Source organism: Fictibacillus enclensis, assembly GCF_001457035.1.
In the GTDB taxonomy this organism is placed as follows: domain Bacteria; phylum Bacillota; class Bacilli; order Bacillales; family Fictibacillaceae; genus Fictibacillus_C; species Fictibacillus_C enclensis.
In genome coordinates, this window is sequence record NZ_KQ758620.1 from 363,923 (window position 1) to 384,168 (window position 20,246).

Annotated in this window: 25 protein-coding genes; 4 read left to right on the forward strand and 21 right to left on the reverse strand. The window is 46.1% G+C overall.

What is annotated here, in order from left to right; all coding sequences use genetic code 11:
• Positions 1-18: 18 nt before the first annotated feature.
• The 9 genes from AS030_RS19835 to AS030_RS19875 all read right to left on the reverse strand — a co-directional run bounded on the left by AS030_RS19835 (position 19) and on the right by AS030_RS19875 (position 5,337).
• A complete protein-coding gene (locus tag AS030_RS19835) occupies positions 19-621 on the reverse strand; it encodes a transglutaminase-like domain-containing protein (protein ID WP_061974924.1) in 603 nt (200 codons plus the stop codon).
• A 10-nt stretch (positions 622-631) separates the two neighbouring features.
• Positions 632-1,012, reverse strand: a complete 381-nt coding sequence (locus AS030_RS19840) for a YkvA family protein (RefSeq protein WP_061974926.1) — start codon at positions 1,010-1,012, stop codon at positions 632-634.
• 140 nt (positions 1,013-1,152) lie between these two features.
• A complete protein-coding gene (locus tag AS030_RS19845; RefSeq protein ID WP_061974928.1) occupies positions 1,153-1,767 on the reverse strand; it encodes a PH domain-containing protein in 615 nt (204 codons plus the stop codon).
• 66 nt (positions 1,768-1,833) lie between these two features.
• Complete coding sequence (locus AS030_RS19850) at positions 1,834-2,322, reverse strand: DinB family protein (RefSeq protein ID WP_061974930.1); 489 nt, start codon at positions 2,320-2,322, stop codon at positions 1,834-1,836.
• A complete protein-coding gene (locus AS030_RS19855) occupies positions 2,319-2,816 on the reverse strand; it encodes a GNAT family N-acetyltransferase (protein ID WP_061974932.1) in 498 nt (165 codons plus the stop codon). The genes AS030_RS19850 and AS030_RS19855 overlap by 4 nt, the downstream gene beginning before the upstream one ends.
• Positions 2,817-2,936: 120 nt before the next feature.
• Positions 2,937-3,809 (reverse strand): SDR family oxidoreductase, encoded by an 873-nt coding sequence (locus AS030_RS19860; protein WP_061974934.1) that lies wholly within the window; start codon positions 3,807-3,809, stop codon positions 2,937-2,939.
• A gap of 131 nt (positions 3,810-3,940) precedes the next feature.
• Complete coding sequence (locus AS030_RS19865; protein WP_061974936.1) at positions 3,941-4,711, reverse strand: GNAT family N-acetyltransferase; 771 nt, start codon at positions 4,709-4,711, stop codon at positions 3,941-3,943.
• Between the two features lie 105 nt (positions 4,712-4,816).
• Positions 4,817-5,050, reverse strand: a complete 234-nt coding sequence (locus AS030_RS19870; protein ID WP_061975071.1) for a hypothetical protein — start codon at positions 5,048-5,050, stop codon at positions 4,817-4,819.
• A 23-nt stretch (positions 5,051-5,073) separates the two neighbouring features.
• On the reverse strand, positions 5,074-5,337 hold the full coding sequence (locus AS030_RS19875; protein WP_061974938.1) for a hypothetical protein: 264 nt from the start codon (positions 5,335-5,337) through the stop codon (positions 5,074-5,076).
• Between the two features lie 78 nt (positions 5,338-5,415).
• Here AS030_RS19875 and AS030_RS19880 point away from each other — a divergent pair, with 78 nt between their 5' ends.
• Entirely contained in the window at positions 5,416-5,910 is a 495-nt protein-coding gene (locus AS030_RS19880; protein WP_061974940.1) for an Hsp20/alpha crystallin family protein, read from the forward strand.
• Here the strand turns inward: AS030_RS19880 and AS030_RS19885 are convergent.
• Complete coding sequence (locus tag AS030_RS19885) at positions 5,907-6,137, reverse strand: hypothetical protein (protein WP_162264566.1); 231 nt, start codon at positions 6,135-6,137, stop codon at positions 5,907-5,909. The genes AS030_RS19880 and AS030_RS19885 overlap by 4 nt on opposite strands.
• Positions 6,138-6,252: 115 nt before the next feature.
• Between AS030_RS19885 and AS030_RS19890 the strand changes: the two genes are divergently transcribed.
• Positions 6,253-6,660, forward strand: coding sequence for a hypothetical protein (locus AS030_RS19890; protein ID WP_061974944.1), 408 nt, complete (start codon positions 6,253-6,255; stop codon positions 6,658-6,660).
• 28 nt (positions 6,661-6,688) lie between these two features.
• Here AS030_RS19890 and AS030_RS19895 read toward each other — a convergent pair whose 3' ends face one another.
• The 7 genes from AS030_RS19895 to AS030_RS19925 all read right to left on the reverse strand — a co-directional run bounded on the left by AS030_RS19895 (position 6,689) and on the right by AS030_RS19925 (position 12,485).
• A complete protein-coding gene (locus AS030_RS19895; protein WP_061974946.1) occupies positions 6,689-7,291 on the reverse strand; it encodes an NUDIX hydrolase in 603 nt (200 codons plus the stop codon).
• Positions 7,292-7,384: 93 nt separating this feature from the next.
• Positions 7,385-7,861, reverse strand: coding sequence for a hypothetical protein (locus AS030_RS19900; RefSeq protein WP_061974947.1), 477 nt, complete (start codon positions 7,859-7,861; stop codon positions 7,385-7,387).
• Between the two features lie 13 nt (positions 7,862-7,874).
• Positions 7,875-8,423, reverse strand: coding sequence for a hypothetical protein (locus tag AS030_RS19905; RefSeq protein WP_061974949.1), 549 nt, complete (start codon positions 8,421-8,423; stop codon positions 7,875-7,877).
• Between the two features lie 371 nt (positions 8,424-8,794).
• Positions 8,795-10,228 (reverse strand): Asp-tRNA(Asn)/Glu-tRNA(Gln) amidotransferase subunit GatB, encoded by a 1,434-nt coding sequence (gene gatB, locus AS030_RS19910; RefSeq protein WP_061974951.1) that lies wholly within the window; start codon positions 10,226-10,228, stop codon positions 8,795-8,797.
• Positions 10,229-10,239: 11 nt separating this feature from the next.
• Complete coding sequence (gatA, locus tag AS030_RS19915) at positions 10,240-11,697, reverse strand: Asp-tRNA(Asn)/Glu-tRNA(Gln) amidotransferase subunit GatA (protein WP_061974953.1); 1,458 nt, start codon at positions 11,695-11,697, stop codon at positions 10,240-10,242.
• Positions 11,698-11,712: 15 nt separating this feature from the next.
• The gene (gene gatC, locus AS030_RS19920) at positions 11,713-12,000 is read right to left on the reverse strand and encodes an Asp-tRNA(Asn)/Glu-tRNA(Gln) amidotransferase subunit GatC (RefSeq protein WP_061974955.1); all 288 of its coding nucleotides are present in this window, start codon (positions 11,998-12,000) and stop codon (positions 11,713-11,715) included.
• Positions 12,001-12,131: 131 nt separating this feature from the next.
• On the reverse strand, positions 12,132-12,485 hold the full coding sequence (locus AS030_RS19925; protein ID WP_061974957.1) for a DUF3905 domain-containing protein: 354 nt from the start codon (positions 12,483-12,485) through the stop codon (positions 12,132-12,134).
• 441 nt (positions 12,486-12,926) lie between these two features.
• Here AS030_RS19925 and AS030_RS19930 point away from each other — a divergent pair, with 441 nt between their 5' ends.
• On the forward strand, positions 12,927-13,325 hold the full coding sequence (locus AS030_RS19930; protein ID WP_061974958.1) for a DoxX family protein: 399 nt from the start codon (positions 12,927-12,929) through the stop codon (positions 13,323-13,325).
• A gap of 49 nt (positions 13,326-13,374) precedes the next feature.
• Here the strand turns inward: AS030_RS19930 and bla are convergent, their stop codons facing one another.
• Entirely contained in the window at positions 13,375-14,160 is a 786-nt protein-coding gene (bla, locus tag AS030_RS19935; RefSeq protein ID WP_420889663.1) for a subclass B1 metallo-beta-lactamase, read from the reverse strand.
• Between the two features lie 152 nt (positions 14,161-14,312).
• Between bla and AS030_RS19940 the strand changes: the two genes are divergently transcribed.
• Complete coding sequence (locus AS030_RS19940; RefSeq protein WP_061974962.1) at positions 14,313-15,008, forward strand: FHA domain-containing protein; 696 nt, start codon at positions 14,313-14,315, stop codon at positions 15,006-15,008.
• 237 nt (positions 15,009-15,245) lie between these two features.
• Here the strand turns inward: AS030_RS19940 and pruA are convergent, their stop codons facing one another.
• The 3 genes from pruA to ligA form a co-directional block, all read right to left on the reverse strand.
• Entirely contained in the window at positions 15,246-16,793 is a 1,548-nt protein-coding gene (gene pruA, locus AS030_RS19945; RefSeq protein WP_061974964.1) for an L-glutamate gamma-semialdehyde dehydrogenase, read from the reverse strand.
• Between the two features lie 198 nt (positions 16,794-16,991).
• A complete protein-coding gene (locus tag AS030_RS19950) occupies positions 16,992-18,191 on the reverse strand; it encodes a CamS family sex pheromone protein (protein WP_061974966.1) in 1,200 nt (399 codons plus the stop codon).
• A 44-nt stretch (positions 18,192-18,235) separates the two neighbouring features.
• On the reverse strand, positions 18,236-20,245 hold the full coding sequence (ligA, locus tag AS030_RS19955) for an NAD-dependent DNA ligase LigA (RefSeq protein WP_061974968.1): 2,010 nt from the start codon (positions 20,243-20,245) through the stop codon (positions 18,236-18,238).
• Position 20,246: the final 1 nt, after the last annotated feature.

A 20,246-nucleotide genomic window follows, 5' to 3' on the forward strand; every position in this document is an offset into this window, starting at 1 on the left:
TCTTTTTCGCCCTTCCGTTTACAAATCTTCTGGCAAACCATTAAGATACATATCAAGTGCATCGTCATTTTCCTTCAGTACCGCAATGGTTTTGGAATGCGGAGCGGTATAAATCACTGGATAATCCTTTTCGCCCTGCTCTGGTTGAACTCCAAATGCCAGCTTTTCTTGATCAACGGAAAACTCCGCAGACACTCCCTCTTTATTGCCTCTCCCGTCCAGACGGACCCACTTCTTCAGGGATTTTAAATAAACCCCATTTAATGCATGAATACAATATCCTTTATCTGGTGTATCAAAAAGCATCAGCCGTTGATAACAGAAACCCACCGGTATTCCTTCCCTTCTCAACAGTGCAGCCAACAGATTGGATTTGGCATAGCAAATTCCCTCTTTATGTGTAAGAACTTCAGACGCGGAACAGGTGACCCTCCTGCTTTGGATATCCCACGAGTGTGCGATCTCATCGCGGACGTATTCAAACGCTATTTTTACCTTTTCCAGCTCAGTTTGAGAGGGGTGAAAAAGCCTGTCCGCCAATGCAGCAATAGCAGGATGGGGAAAATCTATGACTTCCGTTTCGCGTAAATAATCATCTAGCTGTTCTGACTCACTAATCATGCCTAACTCCTTATGTATAAATTTTTACGGCCTTTACAATAATCCATACAAAAATCAAAGCCCAAACCAGCAGAATGAGTCCGCCTGCCATCCAGTTCTTCGGCTTTTTCTGTCTGATCAGTTCTTCTGCCCTTTCCTCACAATCGTTCAGAACATGATTGGGTATCATTTTCAAAGCCAGCCAGATCCCAGCAGGTACCAGGATGATATCATCCAATAACCCAAGAACCGGTATAAAGTCAGGAATAAGATCAATCGGGCTGAAAGCATAAGCTACCACCATTGCGGTAAATGCTTTAGCATACCAAGAGACCCTGTTATCTCTGCAGGCAAAGTACAAAATATAAATCTGTCGTTTCAGTTTTCTGGCCCAGGATTTTAATTTATTCATAGGTCCTCCATACATGGGTGATTTCCTTTGCTTCTTCACTAGCCAGACTAAATCCTTTTTCAAATATATTCCATTGCTAAAGAAAACCGCTTAAACTCTTTTGCATAAAAAAACAGGCCGCTGTATGCAGCCTGCCTTACTTAGTTATTAATATACTTTTCAAATACATAGCCGTAATCTTTCACATGGTACTCTTTGCGGCTTTCCATTAGCCACGTAAAAGCGGCATCGTTCAACTGGTTGAAGCTTTCCACCAATTCATTCTCCTTGCTTTGGACGCGGCTGAGCGTCGTGGATGCCACATTGATGCTCTGCTGGGCATATTGCAGGGCAAACTCGTTCTCATGAGCGATCTCCGCAATTTTACTTAGGGATTTATACAAATCTTTTAACTCTTCAATGTGTTTCTTGTGCACATCGATGGAAAATGGAACCGATCCAATTACAAACTTGATCTCCACGTCGAGGTCCACCGTTCCCGCAGTTTCCAAAGAAACGTTGGAAATCGTGTTCTCGCTGTAGCTGTACCGGTGGAGCATTCGTTTTTTGCTGACGGCGCTTGTTCCATCCAGATGGATGAGCGCGCGGTTCGTAAAGCAGTATTCATCTGTTTTTGACTTGATCAGAAAATAAATCTTCTCATTGTCCTCATGAAAGACGTAATCATCGGCGTCCACCTTGTCGTAATCGGCCGGCTTGATCACACTCCCGACATCACTTAATCCCAATGCATCTGAAGCTAGGCGCTTTAACATGTTTTCTTCCTCTCCTTGTTACGGTCTATCCTATATACGATATCACATTTTAAAAAGTTTCAGTGTTTAGTGGACACCGTTTTCCGGATTCCAGCTGCCCTGCTTTTTACGGGCGAACAAAATCTGGCCGGTATGATAGGCCACATGAATGGTGAGGTTAGCGATGACACTGCCCCATGCTGCTTCCCGGTTTCGATAGGCATTCTCGTCAAACCGCGCTTCGTCCGCCTCTTCCACTGCTTTATACCACTGCGCGGTAAGATTATTCAGCTTATCCACCGTCTGCTTCCAGTCCAGCTCTTCGTGATCCTGAAATGTATCATCATTCTCCAGGCTCACACCCGTTGCTGGTTCCGCACTGCGAAAGCGGTTTAAATAAAGTTCATTCCAATAAATGAGATGATTGGCGATTTCGCGAATCGAATTGCTTTCCGCCGTTTCTTTCCACGCCGCCTGCTCATCGGTCAGCCCCACGAGAGAGTTTTTCAACGATACGAACCAGTGATTGTTTTCTAACGCATCCAGCTGTTCGAGCAGCACTTCTTTTGCATTCATTTTACGGCCTCCCTGGTAACTGATTTGGATGTTGTAAAGGTCTGATACCGAACCTGATCGGTTTCAGAAAACTGATCGGTAAATTCTCCGTTTGTATAGTCATCAATGATCCGGACCCAAAAGGATTGTGCCGGTTTGTTCTTTGGAATCTGCGCCACATCCCATTTGCCCGGAAACCGGTCAAACGTAAGGAAGGCCGCTTGTCGGCCAATCCCCATTTTGCGGTACTTCTTCATAACAAAAAACTCAGCGATCGCATACGTATCTCTGATTTTGCGGACAAGCACAAATCCCGCATACCGGGTGTCCACTTTTATAAAAAAGGGATAACGCCCTTCCTCTCGCCAGTATTCATCCAAATAGGCATAGCCATACTGACCGTTTTCATTTAGATCCGAGCTATCAAATTCACTAAAATCATAGCGGTACAGCTCCAGCATTTGCTTTAGTACATTCTTTTTTTTCAGAGTTGCTTTTTCAAGTATCAGTTCCATTGGGCATCCCTCCTCCGGGCGTCATATTTCCCCATCCATTACATTCTCTTCTGCTGTTTGGAATCCTTTTTCACGCATGAAAAAAGACAGGCAGCAAAAAAGCTGCCTGTCTGAAATCGTTTAACCGTTGACGACCATGCCGCCATTAATATGAATCACTTGTCCCGACATGTAAGAAGAATCTTCTGAAGCCAAAAGCACATAGCCCGGTGCCAGCTCCTCCGGCTGACCAACCCGTTTCATGGGAGTTTCCTGGCCAAAGGTATCCACCGTAGATCTTGGCTGGCTCGCCGGAATAAGTGGTGTCCAAATCGGTCCCGGCGAAATTCCATTTACCCGGATGCCCCGGTCGACAAGCTGAAGCGAGAGTGATCTCATAAAGCCAAGAACAGCCGCCTTGGAGGATGCATAATCCAACCCGTTCTTCTGCCCCTTGTAGGCCGAGTCGGAGGTCGTGAAGATAATGGTACTGCCTTCTTTCAAATGCGGTACGGCCTCTTTGGTGATGTAGAACGCGCCAAACACATTTGTTTCAAAGGTGGTGACAAAGTCCTCACAATGAACATCCTCAATCTGGTCCTTCAAGATTGCTGTAGCGGCATTGCTGACGAGAATATCGAGCTTGCCGAATTTCTCAATCGTCTTCTGAATCGCTTCCTTGGCGAACGCTTCCTTCCGCAAATCTCCCGGAATAAGAAGACATTCTACTCCTTCTTTTTCCACCTCTTCTTTTGTAAACTCGGCATCCCGGTGCTCGTCGTAATATACGATAACCACATGGGCGCCTTCCTTCGCATATAACGAAGCGACAGCCCGTCCGATCCCGCTGTCGCCTCCGGTAATCAGTGCCACTTTATCCTTTAATTTGCCTGATCCCTTATATTCCGCACGGTCGAATTGCGGACGCAAATACATGTTCTCTTCAATGCCCGGCAGCCGGTTTTGCTGTTCGGGTGGTGTATCGGTTGGATAACGGTGTTGATCCTGGTCCATAATGTAGCCTCCCTGTCTGATTGGAAAATTTAACAATGTACTTTTCCACATCCTGCGGGGAGATAAACCACAGTTCGTTATTTTCTCTTGTTTTTTCTTCCATTATTTTTTAGTTTCGGTACATTCCCCGGTCATCTGACAAAGTTTAATAGTCTTGTTTTGGTTACCATCCCCGCCCGTTCCAGCGTCTTTTTGGAGTTGGTATTGTAGTACCAGCAGCCGCAAATAGGAATCATGTGATGTTCATAGCACCATTGTTTCAAATGATTGATGATGGTTTGACCGACTCCCTGCTGACGATAAGATTCGTTAGTGAACATACCGATGCTGGCATATCCGTTGAGGAGCTTGCTGCGTTCAAAGACTCCGACTCCAAGCAGAGTATCGTCCTTCGTGAAGGTAAACAGTTCTTCTTTTTCTGCCATTTCATCTGCCTGCTGAAAAAAATCGGCGGAAATCGCTATGATTCCAGGAACATCCTCTTCTCTTGCCAGCCGGAACTCCCCGCCGGAATAAAGACTTTCTGACGCTCTCTGTTGTTTACTGTCCTGAAAGAAATAGGCCTGCTTTTCGATCTTAAAATCCTGATCCAACGCCAAACCCAAAAAGAGTTCGTCACATGTTGGAACAAATAATGAACGAATAAAATAGCACTCCAGCACTTGTTTAAACGTATCCTGCGCAAGATGAAGGTGTGATTGCCGGATATAAAACTGGGTCATCTTTTCGTTATTATGAATGGCAAAATACCCAATCATGAAGGAGCCGGCGGAAATCTGATAAAACTTCGATTTCAAAATATGATTTTCTAAAAAGGAATCGATGGGCGAGCTTAAAGTTTGTATGTATTCTTCCATTAACTCTTTTACATCATCCCTGTTGCATTCTTTAAAAGGATTCATGTTCTGCCTCCCTATCATCTTCTGCTGAATCCTTCTCCGGCTCTTACGGAATTCCTTCTCCGAGCTGAATGGAAAAAAAAGAGCCGTTCAAGGACGGCCCTTATGCTACAGCACACTGTTCTTCACAGAGTTTGAATCGATGACATCCTGATCAGCCACCCAGATGATCGGCAGGTTAACTACAGTAAGGTCACCGTTGTCCTCCCCGAATCCTTGATTGATTTTGTTTGAGCTGAACAGGTCTAGCTGCTGGACCGGCCCAAAGCCAAGAGTGGCTGAGCGGTCCATTGTATTGACTTTAAACCCAAGCATGTTGACGACCATGGGTGAAAACAGCACCATGTGAACCTCCTGCTCTTTTGTCAGACCTTCTCAATCAGCGATGGAATTTCCCGCCCGTAGGATGATTGCGTAACCGGTGAATCGACGGCATCACGGTCATCCACTGAATTGTCGTTTCCAATAAACCTCGCATCATCCCCAAAGCTTTGGCCAAACCCCTGATTTTTTTTATCTGAATTGTGCCAGTCAGACAAGTAATTCTCTCCGATATTAACCGCCGACGCATTTTCAAAGGAATTAATTTTAAAAAGAAAAATATTTATAACAATAGAAGGTGAACCCACTAATTTCTCCCTCCTTTTCCCCTAAATATATGTTTGTTCCCTGTAAATATGTTTGCTTGAATCCGGAGGTGGCAACGAATGGACGTCGATAAACTGAAACAGTGGCTGGAGCTGGCGCAAAAGGTACAGGGAAACGATTTTTGGAACAGTATCTTTGATGGCCCGCCTGGCGGACAAATTGCCCAGGTCAATAACCAGCAGGATGCACGGCACCGGTATAACCATTACCAGCCCAACCAGAGTGCACCGTCCTCTGAGGCGGAATTTCCTAAGGTCGATATTTATACGAACAACCGGGAATGGATGGTTGTGGTGGATCTGCCCGGCATCCGGAAGGAAGATGTGAATCTCTCCATGTCTGCCAACAACCTGACGATCAAAGGAGTGCTTCACTCTCCCTACAAGGATGCTACAGTGGTTAAAGCGGAACGGCCAACCGGTCATTTTGAGCGGACCATTCAACTTCCCGAGCTGATCAATGAGACCCGTACGGCTGCCCGATTTTTCAATGGGGTGCTGGAAGTAAGGATCATGCGCAACCTGGCGCCTGAACGGAATATCCGGATTGATTAGCAGTGATTGTTTTTCGCGTCACTATCAATCACATCATTATCGTTCGTTCTGTATGTCTCACCCGTATGCTGAGGAAAATCCCCATTGCTCTCGCCAAAAGCCGAATTCTTTTTCGTCGTATTATAGACCCGGCTTCGAACCGTCTGGCCAAACGAAAGCAAGCAATTGTTACCCATTTTGTTCAGATCGAGAAACCCAAGATTCACTTTAGATGAGGAAAATTTCATTTGTATCCTTCCTTTCTCTTTTTGGATAACGGAGAAAACAGACATGTTCTCCTTTTATATTCATAGACTAGAGTACAAGCCGATCATCAATGCTAACGGAAGCGCGGGGTAGCCTATGCCTTTTTTTAAAACCATACTCAACGCCATTACAAATCATGATAAAAACATGGAAGAAATTCACCTGCACCTTAAACAGCTGCAGGCCGAGCTTTCGGAATTAAAAAAGGACAACGACAGCACGCCGCCTGTTGTCATAGAACATATCAATATTGAAACCCTGAGAATTGATAAATACGACCTGACCAATAATTTTGCCAACCTTGGCATCAAGGATCTGAACGGCAAATTGAACATCGGGGCCAACTATGGCCAGGGAATGAGCCTGCAATCGGACAGTGACGAATCCAAAAACGCCCGGAACGTCATGAAAAAAATGACCGAGAAAAAAGAAAAAATCAAACAAAAAAAGGACGGACCGAGCTATTCGATCAAAGGCCGTCCTTCACATAAAGGGACTGAATAGTTCTCGTGCTATTCAGTCCTTATTTTGTTCATTTCCTTATCGTTTCCTGTATCCGCTCAAATACGTCAGTATAATAATCCACTTGATCCACGAAGTCTGCTTTGTCCACTCGCGTTTTCTGTTGATCCGGATAAACCTCAACAGCTTCGATTTCCTGTTTGTTCCCCTTGAACAGATCAACACCATCCTGCAGCCTGATTTTATAAATGGCATCGACTTCTTCTTTTTGAAGAGTAAAGGCCGGCATCCGGTCGCAATTGTACAAATAAACATGGCAAAATTCACGGTCCCACATAGCATCCTGTTTGATTTCCGTTTTAATGATTCCAAGTGGAATGAGCTCTTCAAAAGAAACGGAAACGCCAAGTTCCTCCTCAATCTCCCTTGTCCCATCGTGAACCCGTTCATCAGCCATTAAATGTCCGGCCGAAGTAATATCCAACAGGTTCGGATAATCCTTTTTCACTTCTGCTCGTTTTTGGAGCAAAATATAACGCTCTGAATCTTCCAACAAAGTAAACCAGCAATGAAACGTTTCATGCCATACCCCGTCTCTATGTACATGTTCTCTTGTTTTCTGTCCAACACACTTCATCTGATCATCAAATATTCTTACAACCTCACTGCTCATATTTTATGGCTCCTTCAAAAGTGGTCTAGTATCCATTTCATTGTATCAGTTTATAACATTAATAGACCGACTCCCAGAGAGCCAGCCTCATTTTCAGTCTTCTATATGAAATTTGTCTTTTAGTGACTTGCATGAAACAATCAAAACAGACGCAGCTCCCACCAATACCAGAAAACTTATCCATGGATTGGCTTCGGCCTCCCTCATAAAATTCCCCACCAGGCTGGCTTCTTGATATTTGTGTTCCCGGATGGCCTTTATATATTTTCCGCCAGGCTCCTGAACGGCAATCGCTTTGTCAGTGCTGATGCCTTTGATCTCGAAATACTTTGTTCCTTTTTTATATTGATTGGAGAAGTTTCCAGTGTATGCTCCTTCCTGGTCGGAATACTTTGTCACCTCACCGATCTCTTTCCCTACTTGATCCACATATTCCTCACTAATTGAATATGTGTAATGATCCCAGACCACAAAAGGATAGGTCCAACTGGCTGAAACATGACTTCCTGAAAAAAATTGAACTGCCAGAAGCAAGGCAAAAATGAATGAAACACTTTTTAGCATTTTCATAAGCTGTCCCCTTCTATTCAATAGAATTAGCAATTCCCAAAAGCTCTTTTTTTAGCTGTTTTTGGGTGTATTCTGAGGCAAACATGTGCCGAAGATCATACTCCTCCCCATCCCGAACCCAAAACAGCTCGGCATAGTTTCCAAAATAGGCAAAGTATGCTTTTGTCCCATCAGCCAGCTTTAGCGTTTCTTCATATTTATTTTGCTTGATCAAATCACTCACTAAATTTTTATGGTTGAAAATTTTAATCGCAATAAAGCCTTTTTGCGTATTTTCGTCTTTCCTTATGTACTGCATCTCCAGCTGAAGTTTTTCTTTTTTTCCCCAATCGGTAATCACCACTTTGGGCTTTTTGTACTTGTATGGAATGTATTGTGGAAGGGGTGCCTTAAACGGTAGAACATTCTCGCTTTTATCAATGGAAACCGGTTTGTATGACCGTGGATAATGACCTTTCGAATGCGTTTCCAGCTTGAGTTCGCCATCCGCCAGCATGGAACCCTGACATGAAGTTAACACGGTTACAAGCAATGCCGCTGCAACTGCCCCTGCCTTTCTCAATGCCCCACCCCCGATTCTGTTACCTGAATCATACCATTTTTCCAGGGTCTTCCGGACAGGCAATCGTACGCAAGTTTCGACGTTTTTTGTGCATGTAAAAAAGCCCTCTCACGCGTTGTGCGGAGAGGGTTTTAGTTGGTTTGTCGATTTTTTCTAAAGAAGTTGGAGAAAATTAATAAAATGATTCCGTGGGGAAGAAGTCTGAATTCTCAGTTATGCTCAATTCCTGCGGTTTTTCGCCCAATTAATTTAAATAATGCTCAATTAACGCGACATTTCGCCCAATTAACCTCGATTCCCACCCAATTTCACCTTACAAGCCCCCTCAACGCCACAAAAAAGCTGCCGGAACACGTCCGGCAGCCCACTAATTAACGATTTTTCAATTCTTCAGCGATCAATTTGTTAACCAATGGAGGATTTGCCTTCCCTTTGGTCTCTTTCATGACCTGGCCAACGAGGAATCCGATGGCTTTGTCTTTTCCGTTCTTAAAGTCCTCGATGGACTGCGGATTGCGGTCAAGAACAGCCACTACAAACTCGCGGATTGCGCCTTCATCCGAAATCTGGACAAGGCCTTTCTCTTTAACGATCGTTTCCGGATCGCCGCCATTTTCGATCATTTCCTTGAAGACTTTCTTGGCGATCTTGGAAGAGATCGTGCCGTCTTCAATGAGCTTGATCATTTTCGCCAGGTTAACTGGCGTTAATGGCGTTTCATCGATTTCTCTGGAGGCATTGTTCAAGTAGGCGCTCACTTCACCCATCAGCCAGTTGGAAAGCATTTTCGGATCGGCTTCCTCCTGAATACCTTTTTCAAAGAAATCAGCCATCTTGATGGATGCCGTCAGCACGCCTGCATCATAAGCCGGAAGCCCGAACTCAGAAACATAGCGTTCTTTACGCGCATCCGGAAGCTCTGGAATCTCGGCGCGCACACGCTCAATCCACTCTTCAGACACACTGAGCTGCACAAGGTCCGGATCCGGAAAGTAGCGGTAATCATCGGAACCCTCTTTTACACGCATCAAAATGGTCTTATTCGTTTTCTCATCAAAACGGCGAGTTTCCTGAAGAATTTCGCCACCGTTCAGAATTTCCTCCTCCTGGCGCTTTTCCTCATATTCCAGTCCTTTTTGCACAAAAGCAAACGAGTTCAGGTTCTTCAGCTCGGTTTTCGTACCAAATTCCTTCTGACCGACAGGACGGATGGAGATATTGGCGTCACAGCGCAAGGACCCCTCTTCCATCTTACAGTCAGAAACCCCGGTGTATTGAATGATGGCTTTTAATTTTTCCAAATAGGCATACGCTTCTTCCGGTGTGCGAATGTCCGGCTCGGAAACGATCTCCATAAGCGGTGTGCCCTGACGGTTCAAGTCTACAAGAGAAGATCCGTCTGCCGCATGAGTCAATTTCCCTGCATCCTCTTCCAAATGAAGGCGCGTGATGCCAATTTTTTTCTTTTCGCCGTTTACTTCGATTTCAATCCAGCCGTGCTCACCGATCGGCTTGTCCAGCTGGGAAATCTGGTAAGCTTTCGGGTTGTCGGGGTAAAAGTAGTTTTTACGGTCGAAATATTGTTCGCGGTTGATTTCACAGTTCAACGCCATCGCCGCACGCATGGAAAATTCCACGGCCTGCTTGTTCAATACCGGCAGAACCCCGGGATGTCCAAGACAGATCGGGCATGTATGGCTGTTGGGCGGTGCTCCAAAGTCGGTGGAGCAGCCGCAGAATATTTTAGAATTGGTTTTCAGTTCAACGTGGACTTCTAATCCAATGATCGTTTCAAAATTGCTCATCCCTGCACCTCCTACAATTGCGGTTTCGCTTTATGGTGTTCCGTTGCCTGTTCATAGACCGAAGCGACACGGTAAATCGTGCGTTCGTCAAAGTGTTTTCCGATGATCTGTAATCCGACCGGCAGACCGTTCGAGAAGCCGCACGGAACGGAAATGGCTGGCACACCCGCTAGGTTAACAGGAATGGTTAGAATATCGTTGGCATACATCGTTAACGGATCATCCGTCTTTTCACCGATTTTAAACGCAGTCGTCGGTGTGGTCGGCCCGATGATCACATCAAAGTCATTAAACACTTGTTCAAAATCGTTCTTGATCAGCGTGCGGACTTTTTGCGCTTTTTTATAATACGCATCATAGTAGCCCGAGCTGAGCGCGAATGTTCCGAGCATGATACGGCGCTTCACTTCATCCCCAAAGCCTTCGCTTCTGGAGTTTTTATAAAGCTCAAGAAGATTTTCCGCATTGTCTGAGCGAACGCCGTAACGAACGCCGTCAAAACGTGAAAGGTTGGCAGATGCTTCAGATGAAGACAACAGATAGTACGTTGCCAATGCATACTTGGAATGCGGAAGAGATACTTCCTCCCATGTTGCACCCTGTGCTTCAAGCACCTTCAAGGCTTCAATCACTTTTTCTTTTACCTCAGGATTCACGCCTTCTGCCAAATACTCCTTAGGCACCGCTATACGCAGTCCTTTGATGTCCCCTGTCAATGAAGACAGATAATCAGGAACGTCAACGTTCGCTGAAGTGGAATCCATCGGGTCATGGCCGGCAATCGCTTGTAAAAGATAAGCGTTATCTTCGACTGTGCGAGTAATCGGTCCAATCTGGTCAAGAGAAGACGCGAATGCGATCAAGCCAAAGCGGGAAACAAGTCCGTACGTTGGCTTCAGGCCAACCACACCACAGTACGCCGCAGGCTGGCGAATGGATCCGCCGGTATCAGAACCTAAAGAAAACAGCACTTCGCTCGCTGCTACAGATGCCGCTGAGCCACCGCTGGATCCTCCGGGAACATAATCTGTGTTCCAAGGGTTTTTAGTCACATGAAATCCTGAGTTTTCATTGGAAGAACCCATCGCAAACTCATCCATGTTCAGTTTTCCGATCGTGACCGCCCCTGCTTTATACAGACGGTTAGCGACCGTTGCGTCATAAATAGGGTTGAAGTTATCTAGGATCTTGCTTCCGCTGGTGGTACGGAGTCCTTTTGTGGAAATGTTATCTTTCAAGGCAATCGGAAGTCCTGCCAGGGTCCGCTCTCCGGGATACCCTGCAAGCACATCGTCCAGCTCTTTCGCCATACGGCGTGCTTGTTCCTCATTCAGGCTAAGGAACGCCTGGACTTTGCCTTCCACCTGTGAAATTCGGTCATACGATGCATCAACCAGGTCCGTCACATTGATTTCTTTCTTATGTAACAGGTCGTGCAGTTCTGAGACTTTCTTCTCTAATAATGACATGTGCTGCCTCCTACTCTAAAACGTCTTCGGTACTTTAAACTGTCCATCGCGCTCGTCAGGAGCATTTTTTAATGCTTCTTCACGTGGTACGGATTCTCTTGCCTGATCGTCGCGCAGCACATTTTTCAGCTCCAGCACGTGGGTTGTTGGTTCGATATTTTCTGTATCCAGTTCATTCAATTGCTCGGCAAAACCGATAATCGCATCCAGCTGTTCCGTGAACATGTCCACTTCCTCTTCACTCAGTGAAAGGCGAGCCAGATTCGCCACGTGTTTTACCTCATCTTTTGAAATTTGAGACAAGCTTGCCACCTCCATAACAGTACGTTTCACAATATATTGATGATACCAAACATCAAGGCCCATGAGCAACAAAGCGGGGTTTTTTTTACGTTAAAGCAAAAAAGACCGACAAATCTGCCGGTCTTCTGCTCTTAATCCTTCCTGTAGCTCGTATCTTTAGTCGGATGCGTAAAAGGAACCCCCTTGGGCTTGATCTTCTTTTCGATTAATTCCCGGTTTTCTTCCGTGTTCCAGCCAATGTCATTTGTGGGATGCACCCACTGTTCTCCAGCCATAATGCTTGGGTCAGAGTCCTCGCTCCAATTATTGAGCGGCGAGTTTTCCGAGTTGTACAGGCTATCTCCGATCACCACGCCATAATCGTTTACAAAAGGAGCCTCCATTTTCATACCAGAGCCTTTAAAAGAGGGAGAGTTGGCTTGATGGGGCAGGGTTTCATCGAGAATGGGGGAATCCAGCTTCTCTTCTTTCTTCTTATCCGGCATTTGCACGTCCTCCAATCGCAAAAAACGTTTACTCCTAATTTCTCCATATCATCATTTTTTATGTTGCTTTACTTCCGAAAAAATACCCTCCACCGATGCATGGAGGGTCTACCGTTGTTCATTTTTGAATGCAAAAAGTTCTGGCGGCTGAAGCATTTGATTGAACTGTTCAGAGCTTACGTGCCATGGGAGCTGGGGACCAGGCGGCTGGCTCATGGCAACTCCTCCCTTAACTTCGTTTTCCACTTTTCAATGTATTAAGGAGTGTTGTTTTATATTTCAGCGAGCGTCACTACAATTAAAAAATCAATGTCTTGGAATAGGGTACAAACCATTTGAATAAAATGTTTTAAAAGATACTTTACAAAAGTAAGAGTTCATTATATAATACTAACATAAAGTAAGTAATTAACTAATTTTATATAAGGGGTGTTGAACAGTATGTTAGATTTAGGTCTTCTTATTATTCGTATTGTTGTAGGTCTGTTGTTCGTCGGCCACGGCGCGCAAAAGTTGTTTGGGTGGTTCGGTGGCCACGGTTTGAAAGGAACAGCCGGCTGGCTCGAGTCCATTGGCGTTAAACCTGGCTACACTATGGCCGTGTTTGCAGCACTTGCAGAGTTCGGCGGTGGCTTGTTGTTCGCAGCAGGACTTGTGACATGGCTTGGAGCTGCAGCGATTATTGTTACCATGCTGATGGCCATTGTGAAAGTTCACGGTGCTAACGGCTTATGGTCTACTGCTGGCGGTTATGAGTATAACCTCGTTTTGATCGCAGTCGCACTTGGTGTGGCATTTACAGGCGCAGGCGCGTACTCTCTTGATGCACTTTGGTTCTAATCCAATACACAAGAAAACAGGCAGGAACTTAGGTTCCTGCCTGTTTTTTTTATTGGTTTTCCTCAAGCAGTTCGATCGTGTGATAAAGAAGGGAATTCCCTCCCACATTTCCATGCCCCGGTACAACTGTTCTTGCTTTTGGATAGCGGTCAATCACCCGCTGCACAGAGGCCGGCCAGGCCTGTACATCCCCGTCAGCTGTGTTCCCAAGATCTTCAGCCTTCTGGTCTTTGATCAGACAGCCTCCGACAAGCAGCTTATACTGAGGGAAATAAACCGTAATGTTGTCCTCAGTGTGTCCCTTTCCCGGATAGAACGTTTCCGCCTTCACATCACCAAACTTTAACTCCGTCAAAACGGGGTCGAGCAGCCGGTCCGGTCCTTCATATCCATTTTGCATACCGAGTGTCGCTGTCATCTCCGTGGTATATACACGAATTCCTCTATCTTTCAGCGTTTTGATCCCGCCCATCCGGTCGGAATGCCAATGGGTGATGATCGCATTCTTAATCGGTTTTTTAAAATGCTGATCAATGACATCCAGCAGTTCATCAGTCTTCGGATCATCCCATGAGGAATCGACAAGCAAAAGCCCTTTTGACGTTTCCACTAGAAGACCGTTGGAAGGGACCGCCACTCCTTTAAACTCTCCTATGGTTGTATGTACCCATACATGGGGCTTGATCTGAGTGAGGGTCACTGTCCCGCTTTCATTTGTGATTGTATTTTGATGATGGCTAATCTCTGTTGTTGGCACTTGAGCATGAGCTCCGGTGACGAACGGTGCAGCCAGGAGTCCCGCTGCCATCATCCCACATACTAATGCTTTTCCCATTTTCTTTTTATCCATGACCATCCTACCTTTCATTCCTTGAAATTTCCTGCTATGGTATTGATGGTATTCTTTCTCATTCTTATCATCAATGGAACAAGACTGACAATTCTCTAATAACTATCAGAAAAATCAGATAAATGAAGGTGAAGGAAATGGACGTTTTAGAAAAGCGCCATTTATTGATTGAACGGGGCCAGCCATATGAAAGTGAATTTATTTATTTGAAACGCAAATTATCGATTGGACGATTTGGGGCAAGTCCTGCTCCCGGGATTGCTTTTCATATCCCGCTCGTCTCCAGACAGCATTGTGTCATCGACTGTGACACCTCTGCGCCCCAATTGATGGACCTTGGAAGCAAGCATGGGACGTGTCTGAACGGCATTCCGCTCGTTCCAAATAAAAACTATTCGTTGAATCATGGGGACCAGATCACGCTCGTCAATGGCATGATTTCCATGAAGTATATGGTAACCAACTCGTTTGAGACGCTCGATTATGATCCTGTAACGCCGGTCAGCCGCCCATCTGCCAACTTTATTGAGGTATATGAGGTGCTGCAAAAGGTACGTTTGAGGGAAACTGACATTCATTTCTCCCATAAGGAGTTTCAGTGTTTTCAGCTCCTTTACGCTTCCCTTGGACAGTTTGTTTCAAAGGAAGAAATGAAACGGCACGTCTGGAATGAGCGGGCCTGGATCGATGGCCGTGTGCCTGATGTAGGATCAGATGAATTGAATTCCTTGATTTACCGGGTACGAAAAAAGCTGTCCCCCTGGCTTCAAATTGAATCGGTTCTCCGTAAAGGCTTTGTGATGTCCGCTCTTGAAGCTGATAATAATCTGTAAAGAAAGCCGCCGAGTTCCCGGACGGCTCTCTGACATGGTGCAAGGTGAGGTGATCGGAGCTTACTCACCGTTTTCCTGTGTTTACTCCCGGAAACATTCCGTTTACTCACGGTTTCGGGGACTTTACTCACGAAAATTGGGATGTTACTCACCATTTTTAAACAGTTACTCACCAAACACATCATTTTCTCAAAAAAAATCCCCCTTCGGCTAAAGCCAAAAGGGGGATTTTCTGTTTTATAGCAACTCTGAAGTTGTTTTTGCCTGCATGTGAAGAAGAAGGTAGTCAGGACCGCCCGCTTTAGAGTCGGTACCGGACATGTTGAATCCGCCAAACGGCTGGTATCCAACGATCGCTCCTGTACATCCGCGGTTGAAGTAAAGGTTTCCAACATGGAATTCTTCCTTCGCACGCTCGATGTGTTCACGGTTATTCGTAACAAGTGCACCTGTTAAGCCGTACTCTGTGTTGTTTGCGATTTCCATCATGTGGTCGAAGTCGCGCGCCTTGCAGAACGCCACAACCGGCCCGAAGATTTCTTCCTGCATTAAGCGTGCTTTTTCATCCACATCTGCCACAATCGTCGGCTGGATGAAGAAGCCTTTGGAGTCGTCGCCTTCTCCGCCTGTCACAACTTTTCCTTCTGTTCTTCCGATTTCGATGTAGCTCATGATTTTGTCAAAAGCAGCCTGGTCGATTACAGGGCCCATGTAGTTTCCGAAATCTTCAGGATTTCCTACGCGAAGGGACTTGGTAAGGGCAACCGCCTTTTCAAGCACTTCATCGTATACGTCCTGATGCACTACCGCACGGGATCCGGCAGAACATTTTTGTCCGGAGAAGCCAAACGCCGAGAATACTATTGCAGATGCCGCCATGTCTGTATCTACGTTGTTATCGATAACCATGGTGTCTTTTCCGCCCATTTCAGCGATTACACGCTTCAGCCAGATTTGACCAGGTTGTACTTTTGCTGCGCGCTCATAAATGCGGCAGCCCACTTCACGGGAACCTGTGAAAGATACAAAACGAGTTTTCGGATGGTCAACAAGATAGTCTCCCACTTCAGCTCCGCTTCCAGGGATGAAGTTCAGGACACCCTCTGGAAGTCCGGCTTGCTCCATAACCTCTGCAAATTTCGCTGCCACAACCGGTGTGTTGTTTGCCGGCTTAAGAAGAACAGTGTTTCCTCCCACAATCGCAGCCACTGTAGTACCTGCCATGATTGCAAGCGGGAAGTTGAATGGAGAGATAACAATTCCCACACCCAATGGGATGTAGTTGAACTGGTTGATCTCGCCTTCACGGCTTTTGACCGGTACGCCGTTTTTCAAAAGTTCCATTTGGCGCGCATAGAATTCAAGGAAGTCAATCGCTTCTGCCGTATCTGCATCTGCTTCCTTCCATGGCTTTCCGCCTTCTTTTACGAGATATGCCGAGAATTCATGCTTTCGGCGGCGCAAGATGGCAGCCGCGCGGTAAAGAATGTTGGCACGTGATTCTGGAGACCACTTTTTCCATGTTTCAAAGGTGGAAACTGCGGTTTGCATGGCTTTTTCAGCCAAATCTTTATTTGCTTTAGAAACCGTACCAATTACTTCTGTTTTATTGGCCGGATTGATAGAAACAATTTTTTCATCAGTCGTGATGCGCTCTCCGCCAATGACAAGAGGATACTCTTTGCCTAGCTGGGAATTAACAAGATCTAAAGCTTCCTCAAAAGCTTTCTTGTTTTCTTTAACTGAAAAATCCGTAAATGGTTCGTGTTTGTATTCTCGAATCATTTTGTCCCCTCCTATGCCCTTAAGCGTTTTCATTATGCAACATGTCTATTCTACCCTAAACTCGTGCCACAGTTCAAACTATGGAAAATAGTCGGAATTATTTGAAATAAATAAAAAACCCTTTGTTTGCAAGGGTTTTCATAAGTATGCAAATAGAAGAAGACAGACCCTTGAAGGTTCAAAGGTCTGTCTCATTAATTATCTATAAATATGCACGTTTGGTTCGCCGCTGCCATCATCCCGGACAATCAAAGCTTCCGGTTCATTGACGGCCGATTGGATGTTAATCGTCACCGGTACGTTTGGAAGTTCCTTCATAACGGAAGACGTTACATACTGTGTAAAGGAAATAACTTCGGCTTTCCCTTGAAACTGCATCGGAATATCGATATCCAGCCGGTCGAGGCTGCCATCATGGTAATGTGCCTTACCAATGACACCCACGTAGTTCGGGAAGTAATCCTGAATTTTGGATTTGAAGTTATTAAACTTCTCCGCATCATCCCGTTTATTCGCTGTGGCTTCTTTCGATGGGAACAGATAGTATTTCTCATCGATCTTGTCCCAGCTGCCCAACTGGGTGCTGCCTGCTCCAGCCTCCGCTTTTGCAAAAAAGTGTCCCGGAGTAACCGATTCCTTCTCGGCTTCCTGATATAGAGCGATCGTGATAGGCACATTCTTCAGAGAACTATTTTGGCGCAGGCGTTTCACCACCTGCTGACCCATTTGTCTTGCTTCCTGGGCAACATCGCTTGCCTGAAGTTTTTTGGATCCATTGTAAATCAAGCCGGAGCTGTCTGTTGCTTTGTAGTAATAGGTAGAGTTAAACGACAGACCTACCACCAGGCCGCCCAGCTTTACTTTGTCGTTCCCGCTTTGCACCAGATAGTTTTGTTCTAGAACGTAAGATAAGTATTTCGGATGCTTATCTTCAGCATCCAGCACTTGCTTGTACGGCGCATCCTTTTTCACGCCAAGGGCCGGGTTCAGACCTTTTTGCGTCATGTCTGTCTTGCTGTTTTTTTCCACTTTTTCATCAGCACGCTTCAGCCAGTTATTGACGGTTGTAGAAGACAGATACTGCCCTTCCTGATAATAATACTTGTCTGTGCTGAAATCATCCTGTGCGATCCGCATAAGACCCAATTCAAATTCGTTGATGTCCAGACGGTTGTCCACGCCATACTTGATCAGGCCGCGGGCCCCCCCGGGTTCAAAGGGCACGATGCTTCGGTAGTATTTTTCCCCGGTCTTGATTTCCCCAGTAATGATTGCTTTTTCTTCGGTCTTCCCTTTTTTCTTCACAACTTCCTCTTCCTTTTGCAGCTTGTCTCTGTTCAGACAGCCGGTCAGGAGCAAAAGGGAGCTTAACAGGATCAGACTGATCCGTTTTATCATGGTAAAACACTCCTCCATATAACTTGATGGAACAGAGCTATTCTTTATTTTTCAAGCTCCTCAATAAATCGCTGTTCCGTCCAAACCTCCACACCTAGGGATTGCGCTTTATCCAGTTTGGAGCCCGCGTCTTCCCCCGCAATCAGCAGGTCGGTATTCTTAGAAACGCTGCCGGTGACTTTTCCGCCGAGCGCTTCGAGTCTTTCTTTCGCTTCGTTCCGGTTTAAGATGGAAAGTTTTCCGGTCAGAACGATCGTTTTTCCTGCAAAAACCGAATCCACATCTTCCGCACGGATGACCCTCGGTCCCTTATATTCCATATTAACGCCATATTCCTTCAGCTCGGAGATGAGCTCTGCAACTTCCGGTTTATTAAAATACGTTTCAATGGAATCGGCCATTTTGTCGCCGACCTCATCAATCGCGATCAGTTCTTCCTTCGTGGCCGCCATTAAACGGTCCATCGTTTCAAACACCTGGGCGACCGTTTTGGCTGCTTTTGCTCCGACATGTCGGACGCCAAGGCCGAACAACAGCTTCTCGAGCGAATTCTCTTTCGATTTTTCTATAGCTTCAAGCAGGTTGTCAACCGACTTTTCACCCATTCTCTCAAGGTTCAGCAGTTCTTCCTTATTCAATGTATACAGATCGGCTACATCCTGGATCAGATTTTCCCTGAAAAGCTGGGCAATCACTTTTTCACCAAGCCCATCGATGTTCATGGCATTTCTGGAAACAAAGTGGATTAGCCCTTCACGGATCTGAGCCGGGCACTGCGGATTCAGGCAGCGCAGCGCAACCTCTCCGTCCAGCCGTTCCAGTTCGCTTTCACATTCGGGACAATGGGTCGGCATGTGGAAGTCCTTTTCCTCCCCGGTACGGCGGTCAACGATCACATTGACCACCTCAGGGATGATGTCTCCCGCTTTCTTCACGACCACAAAATCGCCGATCTTAATGTCCTTCTCGCGGATCAAGTCTTCGTTATGCAATGAAGCCCGTTTGACGGTTGTACCAGCAACCGTTACCGGAGATAAAAGAGCGGTCGGTGTAACCACACCGGTCCGTCCGACATTAAGCTCAATGCCTTCCAGCTGGGTGACAACCTCTTCTGCCGGAAACTTGTAGGCGATGGCCCAACGGGGACTTTTCGCTGTAAAACCAAGCTCCTCTTGCTGATGGAGAGAGTCAACCTTAATAACGATGCCGTCAATTTCATAGTCAAGATTCGGCCGGCGTTCTCCCCAGCCTCTGACAAACTCAACGACTTCATCGATATTTTGGCAGTGGTGCCATTCCGGATTGGTTTTGAAGCCAAGGCTCTGCAAAAATTTCAGACTCTCACTGTGGGAATCAACCGAATGGCCTGAAAGCTGACCAATACCGTAAACGAAAATGGACAGATTCCTCTTGCCGGCTATGTTTGGATCCAGCTGACGGAGAGAGCCTGCTGCTGCATTCCGCGGATTGGCGAAAAGCTCCTGTCCCTCTTCCTGGCGAGATTCGTTCAGCTTTTGAAAGGAGCGCTTCGGCATGTAAGCTTCCCCGCGTACCTCAAGGGACACATCCTTGTCCTTGATGCGCAGAGGAATGGCCCGTATCGTTTTCAGGTTATTCGTGATATCTTCACCCGTCGTTCCATCGCCGCGGGTCGCGCCCAGCACAAAGCGCCCCTGTTCATACGTCAGGGACACAGCAAGGCCATCGATCTTCAGCTCGGCAACATAAGTAACATTGTCGCCGACGCCATTTCGCACCCTTCGGTCAAAGTCGCGTAAATCTTCTTCATTAAAGGCATTGGCAAGGCTGAGCATTGGCACCTTGTGCTGCACTTTCCTGAAATAGTCAAGAACCTGACCCCCCACCCGGACAGTCGGGGAATGCTCGTCCCGAAGTTCCGGATGGTTGTTTTCAAGTTCAATCAGTTCCTTCAGCAGCCTGTCATACTCGGAATCGGGCACGGTTGGCTTGTCGAGGACGTAATATTCATAACTGTATGTTTCAAGGAGTTCACGTAATTCATTCACCCGTTGGCTGGCATGCTCTTCGTTCAAA